Origin of the sequence: Bacillus sp. FDAARGOS_235, assembly GCF_002073415.2 — a bacterium.
GTDB classification, from domain to species: domain Bacteria; phylum Bacillota; class Bacilli; order Bacillales; family Bacillaceae_G; genus Bacillus_A; species Bacillus_A toyonensis.
In genome coordinates this window covers 3,930,426-3,945,803 of the sequence record NZ_CP020437.2, presented here as the reverse complement: position 1 = coordinate 3,945,803, position 15,378 = coordinate 3,930,426, and the positions used below count along the sequence as shown (strand labels likewise).

At 38.2% G+C, this 15,378-nt stretch carries 14 protein-coding genes, 1 pseudogene and 1 other annotated feature; of the genes and pseudogenes, 2 read left to right on the top strand and 13 right to left on the bottom strand.

The features are described from left to right. Positions 1-18: 18 nt before the first annotated feature. The 6 genes from A6J74_RS22510 to cymR form a co-directional block, all read right to left on the bottom strand. Complete coding sequence (locus A6J74_RS22510; protein WP_000469281.1) at positions 19-207, bottom strand: hypothetical protein; 189 nt, start codon at positions 205-207, stop codon at positions 19-21. A 127-nt stretch (positions 208-334) separates the two neighbouring features. Then, entirely contained in the window at positions 335-2,671 is a 2,337-nt protein-coding gene (gene recD2 / locus A6J74_RS22505) for an SF1B family DNA helicase RecD2 (RefSeq protein WP_000528059.1), read from the bottom strand. A gap of 107 nt (positions 2,672-2,778) precedes the next feature. After that, positions 2,779-3,438: a tetratricopeptide repeat protein gene (locus A6J74_RS22500; protein WP_000066402.1), complete on the bottom strand. Its 660-nt coding sequence runs from the start codon at positions 3,436-3,438 to the stop codon at positions 2,779-2,781. Between the two features lie 110 nt (positions 3,439-3,548). Then, complete coding sequence (mnmA, locus tag A6J74_RS22495) at positions 3,549-4,664, bottom strand: tRNA 2-thiouridine(34) synthase MnmA (RefSeq protein WP_001038014.1); 1,116 nt, start codon at positions 4,662-4,664, stop codon at positions 3,549-3,551. A 16-nt stretch (positions 4,665-4,680) separates the two neighbouring features. After that, positions 4,681-5,826: a cysteine desulfurase family protein gene (locus A6J74_RS22490; RefSeq protein ID WP_000439899.1), complete on the bottom strand. Its 1,146-nt coding sequence runs from the start codon at positions 5,824-5,826 to the stop codon at positions 4,681-4,683. Positions 5,827-5,861: 35 nt separating this feature from the next. Next, on the bottom strand, positions 5,862-6,278 hold the full coding sequence (gene cymR / locus A6J74_RS22485; RefSeq protein WP_000704116.1) for a cysteine metabolism transcriptional regulator CymR: 417 nt from the start codon (positions 6,276-6,278) through the stop codon (positions 5,862-5,864). 396 nt (positions 6,279-6,674) lie between these two features. On the opposite strand from cymR, the gene A6J74_RS22480 reads away from it, so the two are divergent. Together A6J74_RS22480 and A6J74_RS22475 are read left to right on the top strand one after the other, a co-directional pair. Then, positions 6,675-7,961, top strand: a complete 1,287-nt coding sequence (locus A6J74_RS22480) for a replication-associated recombination protein A (protein ID WP_000812908.1) — start codon at positions 6,675-6,677, stop codon at positions 7,959-7,961. Positions 7,962-7,998: 37 nt separating this feature from the next. Then, the gene (locus A6J74_RS22475; RefSeq protein ID WP_000857728.1) at positions 7,999-8,640 is read left to right on the top strand and encodes an RsfA family transcriptional regulator; all 642 of its coding nucleotides are present in this window, start codon (positions 7,999-8,001) and stop codon (positions 8,638-8,640) included. 480 nt (positions 8,641-9,120) lie between these two features. Here A6J74_RS22475 and A6J74_RS22460 read toward each other — a convergent pair whose 3' ends face one another. The 7 genes and pseudogenes from A6J74_RS22460 to A6J74_RS22430 form a co-directional block, all read right to left on the bottom strand. Next, on the bottom strand, positions 9,121-9,888 hold the full coding sequence (locus A6J74_RS22460; protein WP_000903173.1) for a tRNA threonylcarbamoyladenosine dehydratase: 768 nt from the start codon (positions 9,886-9,888) through the stop codon (positions 9,121-9,123). A gap of 500 nt (positions 9,889-10,388) precedes the next feature. Continuing rightward, the gene (gene aspS / locus A6J74_RS22455) at positions 10,389-12,164 is read right to left on the bottom strand and encodes an aspartate--tRNA ligase (RefSeq protein WP_000840918.1); all 1,776 of its coding nucleotides are present in this window, start codon (positions 12,162-12,164) and stop codon (positions 10,389-10,391) included. 12 nt (positions 12,165-12,176) lie between these two features. Continuing rightward, entirely contained in the window at positions 12,177-13,448 is a 1,272-nt protein-coding gene (gene hisS, locus A6J74_RS22450) for a histidine--tRNA ligase (RefSeq protein ID WP_033657340.1), read from the bottom strand. Positions 13,449-13,517: 69 nt separating this feature from the next. After that, positions 13,518-13,748, bottom strand: a binding site (T-box leader). A gap of 54 nt (positions 13,749-13,802) precedes the next feature. After that, positions 13,803-13,979: a hypothetical protein gene (locus tag A6J74_RS30090; protein ID WP_001242605.1), complete on the bottom strand. Its 177-nt coding sequence runs from the start codon at positions 13,977-13,979 to the stop codon at positions 13,803-13,805. Positions 13,980-14,064: 85 nt separating this feature from the next. After that, positions 14,065-14,256, bottom strand: coding sequence for a hypothetical protein (locus A6J74_RS22440; protein ID WP_001104578.1), 192 nt, complete (start codon positions 14,254-14,256; stop codon positions 14,065-14,067). Positions 14,257-14,335: 79 nt separating this feature from the next. Then, positions 14,336-14,668: pseudogene (locus A6J74_RS22435) on the bottom strand (YrdB family protein). A 265-nt stretch (positions 14,669-14,933) separates the two neighbouring features. Then, complete coding sequence (locus A6J74_RS22430; RefSeq protein ID WP_001266954.1) at positions 14,934-15,374, bottom strand: D-tyrosyl-tRNA(Tyr) deacylase; 441 nt, start codon at positions 15,372-15,374, stop codon at positions 14,934-14,936. Between the last annotated feature and the right edge of the window lie 4 nt (positions 15,375-15,378).

Below are 15,378 nucleotides of genomic sequence, written 5' to 3'. Positions count from 1 at the left end.
AGTAAATCCCCCTTTTCGTTATCCGATCGTTCTTTCGTTCTCATCAAATAAATCATCAAGAGAGCTTAATGAACCATCTTCCTCTACTTGATGCGTATGGATTTTCCCCTTTGAAACCGATAATTCGATATAACAATTCCAGCAATAAAATTGGTTGACACCTATTTTTCCGATGTCTTTCCCTTTGCAATTTGGACAAATAAACATATGGCTTTCATCTCCTTACAGTCTCCCAGATTCTATTCGCCATTATGTCCAAACCCCATTCATTTATACATTGCTGGAGCCTTTCAACGTTATACGTTTGAAAGTTTCACTATATAATTTCACCTCGTTACATGAAATCATACGGTGAAATGTTTTCCACGTCCATTTCCTCGCCATTAACCGTTACCATCTGCACCTCTCCTTGTGATTCTTGCAAACGACTAGCTAAAGTCGTTTGACGCATTGCATCGTCAAGGCGATTTACACCGGATTGAAAAGCCGCTTCCTCCCCACAAATAATAAGGAATTTCTTACTTCTTGTAATGCCCGTGTAAATTAAATTACGACGTAACATACGGTAGTAGCTCTTTACAATCGGCATAATAACTATTGGAAATTCACTACCTTGTGATTTATGAATCGAGCAGCAATATGCATGGGTAATTTGATTTAAATCCGGCTTTGTATACGTTACTTCGATTCCATCAAATGAAACGATAATCATGTCCTGTTGCTCAACATTTTCTTTTGCATAAAACACCGAAACAATTTCTCCAATATCACCATTAAATACTTGGCTTTCCGGCTGATTGACTAATTGAAGTACTTTATCACCTCTTCGATACACAACGTCACCGTAGGCAATTTCTTTACTTTTTTCTTTTTTCGGATTAAACACTTCTTGAAGAGCTTCATTTAACACATTAATACCTGCTGGTCCGCGGTACATAGGTGCCAACACTTGGACATCTCTTGCGCTAAACCCTTTCGTCTTCGCGTTTTCACATACTTTTTTTACAACTTCAACAATTTGAGCCCCTGCACAGCTGATAAATGAACGATCTTTTTTATTTTGAGCTAAATCCGGTGGAAGTGTTCCGTCTTTTATCGCATGGGCAAGCTGAATAACAGACGAACCTTCCGCCTGACGATAAATTTCTGTAAGTTTTACCGTTGGAATGGCTCCTGCATTTAATAAATCTTTTAACACTTGTCCAGGTCCTACAGATGGCAACTGATCTTCATCACCTACAACGATAACTTGAATATTTGTCGGAAGTGACTTGAATAGCTGATTTGCAAGCCAAATATCTACCATCGAAAACTCATCAATAATGAGTAACTTCCCTTGAACTGGATCGGTTTCATTACGCTGGAAAGACCCTTCTGGCGTCCAACCAAGCAGACGATGAATTGTACAAGCAGGGAGCCCGGTAGATTCACTCATTCGCTTCGCTGCTCTTCCTGTTGGAGCCGTTAATAATATTGGAAATGGATTATCATCACTGTATTCATTCGGATTTAATGATACCCCATGCAAGGACGCGTACATTTCAACAATTCCTTTAATAACTGTTGTTTTCCCCGTTCCTGGTCCACCTGTCAATAACATCATCGGCTTATGAAGTGCCGTTTGAATTGCTTCTTGCTGAAACGGTGCATACTGCACCTTCAGCTGTTCTTCAATTTCACCTAATGTTTTTAACATTTCTGCTTCAGGAAATGAAGGGGTTTCCTCTTGATTCATAAGCCTACGAATAGACTTTACAACACCTTTTTCAGAGTAAAATAACGATGCTAAGTACACTCGTTCTTCTTCAATGATGACTTTCCCTTCACTTTGCATCATTTCAACACAGCCTATAATGTCTTCCTCAGTCACTCTACCTTCTTGATTATTTAAAAGTGACATCGTTTCTCTTACAAGTTGATCTTTCCCCATATAAACGTGACCGAGCTGCAGTGAAACATTCTCTAACGTATAAAAACATCCCGCACGTACACGGTCATCATGATTACCCGATATACCTAACGCACGTCCTATATCATCTGCTCGTCCAAAACCAATCCCGTCCACTTCTTCAATAAGTTGATATGGATTATTACGAATCACTTCTAATGTCATTTCTTTATATTGCTGATAAATTTTAATAGAAAGCTTCGTTCCAAAACCGTAACCATTTAAAAAGCTCATTACTTTCTCTAACCCTTGATGCTCCACAATTGTCTCATATATTTCCTGTGCTTTTTGTTTGTTAACAACACCATTTAACGCATCAGGATCATCCATAATTTTAGAAATGGCATGCTCACCAAGGTGATCTACGATTTTTTCAGCCGTACGCTTTCCAATCCCTTTAAATAAATCGCTCGCTAAATATTGCACCATACCTGCTTTTGTTTGCGGCAATTCTTTCTTAAACGTTTCAACTAAATATTGTTTCCCATACTTCGGGTGGTCTTTAAAATGACCTGTTAATGTAAACACTTCATCTTCATGCATACGGGGAAAATGACCGTTTATCATTACTTTTTTTTCGTCGTATGTTTCATTCGTTTCAATGATTTTCATACTGACAACGGAATAGAGGTTTTCTTCGTTGTGGAAAATGGTATGAAGAACTTGCGCTTTTATAAATTTTTTCTCTTCCTCAAACAAATCCATGGCATGTTGATTTCCCATCTTTCCTCTCCTTCCCGAGTTCTTTTCACCTTAATGAGCAGTACATCCCCCACCTCTTTCACAATCTTTAGATGAGGGGTAACTGCGCATTAAACTATTATTTCACTTTATTCAGCTTCTTGCTCTAATAAACGAATACCATTACCAGCTAAAAAGTGGTCTGGCTGAATTTCAGTTGCTTTCTTAAATAAAGTAAGAGCTTTCTCGTTATTTTCTTCAAATACGTACGCAACACCTAAATTATAATACGCATCTGCATGCTCTTCATCCATTTCTAATACCTTTTCAAAATAAGGTTTTGCCTCTTGAATATGTTCTAGTCGCGCGAAGCAAAGTCCGCATTGGAAAACAGCTTCTACATCGTCTTCATCTAATTCCGTCGCTCTTTGTAAAAATGGTAATGCAAGACGATCATTTCCAAGTTGCACATGTGTAATACCTAACATAAATGTTACATCAGCTGACTGTAAGCCCGATTGCATTGCTTGTTCAAATACAGATTTTGCCTCTGCAAATTGCTCTTGACCGTAATATACGTTTCCTAAGCCATAATAAGCAGCCGCAGATTTATCATCTAACTCTAATGCACGCTTATAAAATAAAATTGCTCGTTCACTATCACCTAATACATCTAATAAATTCGCAAAGTTAATATATCCAAGCGCATCTTTCGGATTTTCTTCGATTGCTTCTGTAAAATTTTTAGCTGCTTCTTCCCAGTTTCCTTCTTGCATATATTGAATACCTGTTTCAAGTTTGTTTGACATGTCCTTCACCTCTACAACAAATTATAACAAAGAATGTATTTTCCAAGCGAACGAAAATTCGCTTTATATAAAAGAAACCTCTAACCGCTAATCGGCAGAGGCTTCTCGTTTTATCCTAAATAATCTAATTTCTTACCACTATGATATACTTCATCAATTGTAGCGCCGCCTAAGCACTCATCTCCATCATAGAAAACAACTGCTTGGCCTGGCGTAATCGCACGAATTGGCTCATCACAAAGAATACGAACTGTATTTTCATCAACAATTTGAACCGTTACTTTATTATCTGCTTGACGATAGCGGAATTTCGCTGTGCATTTAAATTCTGTTTCTTTTGCTTTGTTACTTACCCATCCTACATTCGTAGCGATAACTTCATCACCATATAGAAGTTCATTATGGAATCCTTGATCAACATATAAAATGTTGTCTTTTAAGTTTTTCCCAACAGCGAACCATGGATCACCGTTACCACCAATACCAAGGCCATGACGTTGTCCAATTGTATAGTACATTAAACCGTCATGTTTTCCTTTCACTTCACCAGATAACGTTTGCATCACACCTGGTTGCGCTGGTAAATAGTTACTTAAGAAATCTTTAAAGTTACGCTCGCCAATGAAGCAAATACCAGTACTATCTTTCTTCGCCGCTGTCGCTAAACCAGCTTCTGTCGCCATTTCGCGAATTTGCGGTTTCTTTAATTCACCTAATGGGAACATTGTTTTTGATAATTGCTCTTGGCTTAATTGATTTAAGAAATACGTTTGGTCTTTATTGTCATCAACGCCGCGAAGCATTTTATATTCGCCGTCCATATAAGCAACACGTGCATAATGGCCTGTCGCTACATAATCAGCACCAAGCGCAATTGCATGCTCTAAAAATGCTTTAAATTTAATTTCTTTGTTACACATTACATCTGGGTTTGGTGTACGACCAGCTCGGTACTCATCTAAGAAGTACGTAAATACTTTGTCCCAGTATTGTTTTTCAAAGTTTACTGCATAATACGGAATACCGATTTGGTTACACACTTCAATTACATCATTGTAATCTTCTGTTGCTGTGCAGACACCATTCTCATCTGTATCATCCCAGTTTTTCATAAAAATTCCGATCACATCATAACCTTGCTCTTTTAATAAAAGAGCTGCTACAGATGAATCGACGCCACCGGACATCCCGATGACAACGCGTGTTTCGTGAGGTAGTTTGTTCATCATGTCACCTCCCATGCTAATTTTGTGTTAATCGCTTCACGATTTTCACTGTTTCGTACGCCGCTTTTTCAATTTGCTCTTTCGTATTTCCAAGACCGAAACTAAAGCGTACGGATGAACGTATTTGATCGGAGTCTTTTCCGAACATCGCCACTAATACATGTGATGGATCAATCGAACCAGCTGTACAAGCAGAACCACTTGATACTGCAATGCCAGCTAAGTCTAAGTTCACAAGAAATGGTTCAATGTTCATTCCTGTAAAACTGATATTCAACACATGTGGTAAGCGATATTCCAAGTTTCCGTTTACCTCGAAAGTAATGCCTTCATTTTTGAAGACAGATACCATTATATCTTTAAACTCTTCATATTGGGCATTTTTTTGCTCACGAGTTTTTTCAGCTAAAAGAATTGCATGTTGAAGTCCGACAATACTAGGTACATTTTCAGTACCAGCACGGCGTTTTCTTTCTTGCTCTCCGCCTATTAATAACGGTTCAAATTTCAAATTTGCACTAGCGTATAAGAACCCTACGCCTTTTGGCCCGTTAATTTTGTGCGCTGAAATTGATAATAAATCAATCCCAAACTCTTTCACATTTATTTCTACTAAACCATAAGCTTGTACCGCATCTGTATGGAAATAAGCTTGATGCTCTTTTAGCAGTTTTCCTATTTCCGCAATCGATTGCATCGTCCCTACTTCATTATTCCCAAACATAATAGATACAAGAATTGTCTCTTCTGTTAATGCCTTTTGTATGTCAGAAAGTTGAACACGCCCCGTTTCATCGACAGGTAAATATGTCACTTCAAACCCTTCACGCTCAAGCAATTCACACGTATGCAAAATCGCATGATGTTCAATTTCCGTCGTTATAATGTGGTTACCTTTATGACGGTTTGCGCGTGCTACACCTATAAGCGCTAAATTATCAGCTTCTGTACCACCGCTCGTGAATATAATTTCATTCGGGTTCGCATGGATGCTTTTTGCACACACGCGTCTCGCCTCATCTACTGCATGGCGCGCTTGACGTCCATAAAAGTGAATACTAGACGGGTTTCCGAATGTTTCTGTCATATATGGAATCATCTTTTCGACCACTTCTGGGTGAGTCGGAGATGTCGCAGCATGATCTAAGTAAATGCGTTCCATTAAATCTCCTTCTTTCCAAATCGTTTCACAAGGAATTAAATGTAAAACATATAGCCCCCGTGATTTTCTTCCTCATAACGCACTAAATCTTCTAAAGTTGTACTATCTAACACTTCTTGCACCGCATCTCGAACACGCATCCATAATTGGCGCTGTGCTGGTTCTTCTTCTTCTATCATTTCTACAACACTAATTGGACCCTCTAGTACACGGATTACATCCCCAGCTGTAATGTTAGCCGGTTGATCAGATAATACATATCCGCCATATGCACCACGCGTACTCTTTACAAGACGAGCGTTACGAAGTGGTGAAATTAATTGTTCTAAGTAATGTTCCGATAAGTCATGTGCCTGTGCGATTGATTTTAATGAAATCGGACCTTCACCAAACTTTTTTGCAAGATCGATCATAATTGTTAAGCCGTAGCGGCCTTTTGTTGAAATCTTCATCTATTTTGCACCTCTTTTCAAATTTTCACTTCTATTGGTTATATCTTATTTATCCCGCTATTTGCGGGCAGTAAAACTCCCACCTCAAAATCCGGCTGGAGCAAAGAAGTTAGGTAGGGGATAAACAAAACCCCCACTGATTAAAGTTTCACTTTATAAAAGAACACAATTTAAAATCCTATGAAATTATAGCATAATATAGTATTATAAGAAATTTCAACTTGTGTATCAAAATGATAACATAAAATCACATTGAAAAACTCGGAAATTATTAAAATTGAAAGAAAAATGAAAATATTCATATTCATCTTTCCCATAAAACAGCATCCTATTTCAAATTCCACTAAAAAAAATGATACGATAAAATGAGATTATATAGTAAGGGAGACGGTAAAAATGAAACAACCACTCGCACATCGAATGCGCCCTACAAATATTCAAGAAATTATTGGACAACAGCATTTAGTTGGTGAAGGAAAGATTTTACGGCGAATGGTCCAAGCAAATCATTTTCAATCTATGATTTTATACGGTCCTCCAGGTACAGGAAAAACATCAATAGCTAGCGCAATTGCGGGAAGTACTGGAACACCGTTTCGCCTATTAAATGCTGTTACTCACAATAAAAAAGATATGGAAGTTGTCGTACAAGAAGCGAAGATGCATCAACACCTCGTTTTAATTTTAGATGAAGTTCACAGGTTAGATAAGGCGAAACAAGACTTTCTATTACCTCATTTAGAAAGTGGACTCCTTACTTTAATCGGTGCAACGACGAGTAATCCATTCCATGCGATAAACTCTGCTATCCGAAGCAGATGTCAAATCTTCGAGTTACACGCACTAACAGAAGATGATATTTTAATTGGTTTAAAACGAGCTCTTGAAGATAAAGAAAAAGGGCTTGGGGAATATGATGTAACTGTTACGGATGGAGCATTACATCACTTTGCAAATGCATCAGGCGGAGATATGCGTTCAGCTTATAATGCACTTGAATTAGCTGTTTTATCTAGCTTTACAACTGACGACAAAGCTGCGGAAATCACGCTAGAAATCGCAGAAGAATGCTTACAAAAAAAGAGTTTCGTTCATGACAAAGGTGGAGATGCTCATTATGACGTATTATCGGCATTTCAAAAATCAGTGCGCGGAAGTGATGTAAATGCAGCACTTCATTATTTAGCACGCCTTATTGAAGCAGGTGATTTACAAAGTATCGGTAGACGCCTTCTTATTATGGCATATGAAGATATCGGACTTGCTAGCCCGCAAGCTGGACCGCGCACACTTGCAGCGATCGAGTCAGCTGAACGAGTTGGATTCCCAGAGGCACGCATACCACTTGCAAATGCCGTTATCGAGCTATGCTTATCACCAAAATCAAATTCAGCTTATAAAGCACTTGATGCTGCATTGCACGATTTACGTAACGGTCAAACAGGTGACATTCCAGGTCATTTAAAAGACAGTCACTATAAAGGCGCTGAATCGTTAGGTCGAGGCATTGGATACTTATATCCACATGACCATACAAATGGCTGGGTACACCAACAATACTTACCTGATAAAATAAAAAACAAGCAATATTATAAACCGAAAACAACAGGGAAATTTGAGCAAGCACTTTCTACTGTTTATGAAAGATTACAAAGTTCGAATAAAACGAAAAATAAAGGGTAACATAAACGAAAACGTCACCATTACGGAGGCTTCGCTTATGAAAACACGTCAAGATGCATGGACAAGAGAAGACGATCTCCTTTTAGCAGAAACTGTTTTACGACATATTCGTAGCGGCAGTACACAAATCAAAGCATTCGATGAAGTTGGCGATGCTTTGAACCGCACTTCAGCAGCTTGCGGTTTTAGATGGAATGCTGAAGTACGAGCGAATTACGAAGATGCGGTACAGATTGCAAAAAAACAACGTAAAGAATTAAAACGTTCTGAAGCTAAAATAGAAAAAGAGCAGTTTACACAAACTCGGCAGCTCGTAATCGATGCCGAGTTTTCAGAAAATATCACGCCAAGTCAACAGGAACTTACAATGCAAAATGTCATCTCATTTTTGCAAAACATGGAACATAATAACCCTTCAACCGCAAAGTTGCAAACTGAAAATGAGGTATTACAAGATCAGCTTACTTCCTTGCAAAAAACGAATCATGAACTTCAAGCAAAATTAGCGGTACTCACAAAAAAACAACAAGCAATCGAAGAAGATTATGCAATGCTTGTTAGAATTATGGATCGTGCTCGAAAACTTGTTTCAGTTGAAGAACAAGAAGAACAGATTGCTCCCATTTTCAAAACCGATCAAAACGGGAATTTAGATATTATTTATTCTGCAGAGAATTAAAAACAGGGATGTCACTTTTTTGATTAAGTGACATCCTTGTTTGTTTTCGGTGAACCGTATATAGATATATCGGTAAATGAAATTATATCAACGATTTTTCGAATATATCTATCGTAACTTGCAATATATCAACGATTTTTCAAATATATCTATCACAACTTGCAATATATCAACGATTCGAAAAAAAATATCGATTTAACGACAAAAATTGACAATAACATTTCTCCCTGTCATACAAGGAAACTCCCAAAATATATTGGATAATTTTTACTGTAATGTCATTATAACTCTTGGCCTTCTCGTCCTGACTTTAGCTCTTTTCACCATTAACAGTCTAAAAAATACATCCGCCTATAAATCAGATAAATATGATCATTACTTATTAACCTTACTTACATTTGAACTAGTAGTGATGCAAATATCAATAATTCTTTAAAACATAGAAAAAGCATATATCCGAAATGGATATATGCTTTCCTTTTATTCTTGCCCTACACGCTTCACTTCTACGTTTTTAATACGCTCACGTACAACGTGACTTGCCATAATTAAGCCTGCCACAGATGGTACGAATGCATTTGAAGAAGGTGGTAATTTCGCCTTACGAATTTTTGCATTTTCGTCTGGTACGATTTCTTTACGTACTTCTTCACGAATTACGATTGGGTTTTCGTCAGAGAAGACAACTTTTACACCTTTTTTAATACCCTCTTTACGAAGCTTCGTACGAATTACTTTCGCAATCGGATCTGTATGTGTTTTAGAAATGTCCGCAATACGGAAACGAGTTGGGTCCATTTTATTTGCTGCACCCATACATGAGATAATTTTAATTTTACGACGTAAACATTGTTTAATTAAATGGATTTTGAACGTAATCGTATCAGATGCATCCACTACGAAATCTAAACCGTGTTTAAAGAACTCTTCATATGTTTCATCTGTATAAAACATTTCTAATCCAATTACTTCACATTCCGGATTAATGTCTGCAATACGCTCTTTCATTAATTCTACTTTTGAACGCCCTACAGTAGATACTAAAGCGTGAATTTGACGGTTTACGTTTGTAATATCTACAACGTCTTTATCAACTAATACGAGACGTCCTACACCAGAACGCGCTAACGCTTCAGCTGAAAATGATCCTACGCCGCCAATTCCTAAAATACCGATTGTACTATTTTTTAATATTTCAAGTCCTTCTTTACCGAAGGCTAATTCATTACGTGAAAATTGATGTAACATTCAGCTCTACACTCCTATTACAAAAATGGTCTACCATGTATTCTAGCGTTTTTCCGACTATTTGTATAGAAAAAGTTATAGAATTCCTAAAAATACATATTTCAAACAAAAACATAATATAAACCGGACTTTTATTTCTTCCTACATACACGTTTTAAAAGGAGGATTCAGAGGGCCGAGCAGATCGAGGCACGTATGCTAGGAAGAGCGCAGTGTAGCTTTACTACTCGAGCACCGGACTGGCGAAGCAACGACGAAATGCGACTGCCATCTGAACCGAACTTTTTTAAACTTCCTCTCAATATACGTTTAAAAAGGAGGATTTAGAGAACCGAGCAGATCGAGGCACGTATGCTAGGAGGAGCGCAGTGTAGCTTTACTACTCGAGCACCGAACTGGCGAAGCAACGACGAAATGCGACAGTTATCTAAACCGGACTTTTTAAACTTCCTCTCAAAAAAAGTCTAGACGGCTATAGTATAACCATCTAGACCCTATTCTTACTTCTCTTCTTTCAAGCTTAATTTTAAGTTCAGTTCTTCAAGCTGAGCTTCTGCAACTGGGCTTGGAGCTTCTGTTAATAAGCAACTTGCGCTTGCTGTTTTCGGGAATGCAATTGTATCACGAAGGTTCGTACGACCTGCAAGTAACATAACAAGACGGTCTAAACCTAATGCAATTCCGCCGTGTGGTGGTGTACCGTATTCGAATGCTTCTAATAAGAATCCGAATTGTTCTTGCGCTTCTTCTTGTGAGAATCCAAGCGCTTTAAACATTTTTTCTTGTACGTCACGCTCGTAAATACGAAGTGATCCGCCACCAAGCTCATAACCGTTTAATACAAGGTCATATGCTTGTGCACGTGCTTTTTCTGGTGCTGTTTCTAATAGCTCAACGTCTTCACGGAATGGCATTGTGAATGGGTGGTGAGCTGCGAAGTAACGATCTGCATCTTCATCGTACTCAAGAAGTGGCCAATCAGTTACCCATAGGAAGTTAAATTTACTTTCATCTATTAACTCAAGCTCTTTACCTAAACGTAAACGAAGTGCACCTAAGCTATCTGCAACAACGCTTTTCTTATCTGCTACGAATAGTAATAAATCGCCAGCAGTAGCTTCTAATGTACTCATTAACGCTTTTGCATCTTCTTCGCCGAAGAATTTCGCAATCGGTCCTTTTAAGCCGTCTTCTTCCACTTTAAGCCAAGCTAGACCTTTTGCACCGTATACTTTTACGAATTCAGTTAATGCATCAATGTCTTTACGAGAGTATTTGCTTGCGGCACCTTTTGCATTAATTGCTTTTACTTGTCCGCCGCTTTCTACAGCACTTGTAAATACTTTAAATCCACAATCTGCTGCAAATTCAGATAGGTCTGTTAGTTCCATTTCAAAGCGTGTATCTGGCTTATCAGAACCGTAGCGAGCCATTGCATCAGCATATTTCATACGAGGGAATGGTGCACTAACTTCTACACCTTTTGCATCCTTCATAACTTTCGTCATCATACGCTCCATCATATCTAAAATTTCATCTTGCGTTAAGAATGAAGCTTCGATATCGATTTGCGTGAATTCTGGTTGACGATCCGCACGTAAATCTTCGTCACGGAAACAACGTGCTACTTGATAGTAACGCTCAAATCCGCCGACCATAAGAAGTTGTTTAAATAATTGTGGTGACTGTGGTAATGCATAGAATTCACCGTCGTGTACACGGCTTGGTACTAAATAGTCACGAGCTCCTTCTGGTGTGCTCTTCGTTAAAATTGGAGTTTCAACTTCTAAGAAGTCTTCTGTATCTAGGAAGTTACGAATTGTTTTCGTTACGTCGTGACGCATTTTGAATGTATTAAACATTACAGGACGACGTAAGTCTAAGTAACGATATTTTAAACGCACATCTTCTGATGCATCTGTATCATCAGCGATAATGATTGGTGTTGTTTTCGCTGCGTTTAATACGTTTACTCTCGTTGCTTGTACTTCAATACGACCAGTTGCCATATTGTCATTAATTGCGCCTTCACCACGTTCAACAACTGTACCTTCTACGTGCAATACGTATTCACTACGAATCGTTTCTGCTACTTCTAGTGCTTCTTTTGATGTTTCTGGGTTAAATACGACTTGCACGATACCTGTACGGTCACGTAAATCGATGAAGATTAATCCACCTAAGTCACGACGTTTTTGTACCCAACCTTTTAATTGAACTGTTTGTCCAACAGCTTCTACTGTTACTTTTCCACATGCATGTGTTCTTTCAGCCACTGTAAGTTCCCCCTATATTAATTTCTCTGCTACGTATGAAGCAAATACATCTAATGCTACTTCTTCTTGTCCGCCTGTTGCCATATCTTTTAAGTTAATGATGCCTTTATCTAGCTCATCTTCCCCTAATACAGCTACAAATTTCGCATTTAAACGATCTGCTGATTTAAATTGTGCTTTCATTTTGCGATCTAAATAATCTTTTTCGACTGATAATCCAGCTTTACGAAGATCAAACGCAACTTTCGCAGCATGGTCTTTCGCTTTTTCACCAAGAGCTACAACGTAACAATCAATACTATGTTCAATTGGTAACTCAATGTTCTCAGCTTTTAGCGCCATAATTAGACGTTCAATACTCATCGCAAAACCGATACCTGGCATTTCTGGTCCACCGATTTCTTGTACAAGTCCATTATAACGGCCACCACCGCTTAATGTAGTGATAGCACCGAAACCTTCTGCCTCACTCATAATTTCAAAAACAGTGTGTTGATAGTAGTCTAAACCACGCACTAAGTTAGGATCTTTTTCAAATGGAACATCCATCATAGTTAATAGTTCTTGAACTTTATCGTAGTATACTGCTGAATCTTCGTTTAAGTATTCTGTAATAGATGGTGCTGTACCCATTAATTCATGGTTACGGTCCTTCTTACAGTCTAAAATACGAAGTGGATTCTTTTCTAAGCGAGATTGGCAATCAGAGCAGAACTCGCCGATGCGTGGCTCAAAATGAGCGATTAATGCATCGCGGTGCGCTTGACGGCTCGCTGCATCACCTAAGCTGTTTAATACAACTTTAATATTTTTTAAGCCCATGCCGCGGTAAAACTCTACAGCAAGTGCAATTACTTCTGCATCAATTGCAGGGTCGTTACTACCGATTGCTTCAATACCGAATTGTACGAATTGACGATAGCGACCTGCTTGTGGTCTTTCGTAACGGAACATTTGACCGATATAGTATAACTTTGTTGGTTGCGTTGCGTCACCGAACATTTTGTTTTCAACGTAAGAACGTACAACAGGTGCAGTACCTTCTGGACGTAATGTTAAACTGCGCTCACCACGATCTTGGAATGAATACATTTCTTTTTGTACGATATCTGTCGTATCACCAACACCACGTAAAAATAACTCAGTGTGTTCAAAAATTGGTGTGCGAATTTCTTTATAATTGTAACGACGGCAAATTTCGCGTGCTTGCCCTTCGATATACTGCCATAACTCAACAGTGCCTGGAAGAATATCTTGCGTTCCGCGTGGGATTTGAATAGACATATTCAGTTCCTCCTCAAATTGTTTTAATCTTAATAAAAATAAAAAAACTCCCGCCTCTACTGTTTGAACAGTAGGGACGAGAGTATTATACCCGTGGTGCCACCCTAATTGAAGCACGTATGCTTCCACTTTTTTAATAACGCTTAAATGTGCGTTCATCCCTACTAAGCATATATGCCGTTCAAGTTGAAACCTCTAGAGTGTCATTCAATCAGTCATCATGTAGAAATGTTTTCAGCCTAAGACATCTCCTCTCTTTCCATGTGTATCTCATTTACTCTTCTCTATCAACGGTTATATTCATATGTAAATATAAAATTACTATACGTTTGTTGAGTACGATTGTCAAGTGTTCTAAGAGCGTTCAATCTGCTTCTTAAGACGCTTTACATCTTGAAGAGAAATTCCAAACTCAGAAGCAAGCTCCATCGAAGTATTGTTTTGTTCTTTTGAAATAAAATCATGAAAATTCACGTTAAACAGTTGATTTGCACCGTTTGTAACAGAATGCCCTTTTTCATTCATACGCATACGTATATCCCTCACATTCAATATGGATGTTTTACTTTTTATTGTTCCATATTGATGAGGTAGTTATACGTATAAACGAATAACGTTATTCCATACCACTTTTATATAAATAATCCGCTCTTTGAATCATAAAGGTTGTTACAACCATTGCTGCTATTACAAATACTGCCCAAGTACTGTAACTTAGCACTGCGAAAGTAACTCCTAATGCATGTAAAAAAATAGCTAAGCTAAATCGCAATGAAAATTTCAAATCTTTAAAGATTGACCAATTCATATACTATCTCCCCTTTTCACACATACATCCGAATGTTTTTACCATTTTTTACATTATACTATATAATGGATAACCCAAGCTATTGATTCCAAATCAACATCAGCATTCGATTTATAACAATAATAGTTACCAATCCACTCGCCAGCATAGGATGCTTCAAATGATACAACGCTGCAACATCCGCTTCAAACATGATAATCTCTAACAATACATGCAATATACCTTGTACTTCTCATTCTGCATGCGGAGCTCCAAATAGCTCCCAAATGACTGCAACAACAATCGAAAAAATAATAGCAAGTGTAATTTTTATAGCCGTTATTGTTCCTACCCGAAATCCCCAGTATCCAACAATCCCAAGAACACATAACTCTAGCATAAAACGTAAAGTTATATTGAATTCTTGAAGCATGCTACACCTTCTTTTCCTTTTATTCCCCTTCGAATTAATCCTATGATAAAGTGAAACTTTAATCAGTGGGGGTTTTGTTCATCCCCCACTGATTATCAGCCCTCACCAATCGGGCTTTTACGGGCAGCCCGCCCCCTAACTTCTTTGCTTCCGCTGAATTTTGAGGTGGGGTTCTTACTGCCCACAAATAGCGGGATAAATGAACAAAACATACAACAAAGTATAAAAAAGAGAGGATTATATAATCCTCTCTTCTTAGGCCATACTATTTACTTTCTACAATTAAGGTCACCGGACCATCATTGATTAAAGAAACGTCCATCATTGCACCGAACTTCCCTGTTTCTACATGCAATCCTTGTTTACGAACTTCTTCATTAAAGAAATCGTATAAATGCTCTGCATAGTCAGGTTTCGCAGCATCCATAAAGTTTGGACGTCTTCCCTTGCGGCAATCGCCATATAATGTGAATTGCGAAATTGATAGAACTTGTCCTTCTACATCGAGTACAGAATGGTTCATCTTTCCGCTCTCATCTTCAAAGATGCGTAAGTTCGCGATTTTTTCCGCAATGTACGTTGCATCTTTTTCAGTATCTTCATGCGTAATGCCAACTAGTAATGTTAAACCGAATGGAATTTGTCCTACAATCTCACCATCTACTGTGACAGACGCCTCTTTTGATCGTTGTAAAACAACTCTCATCTTT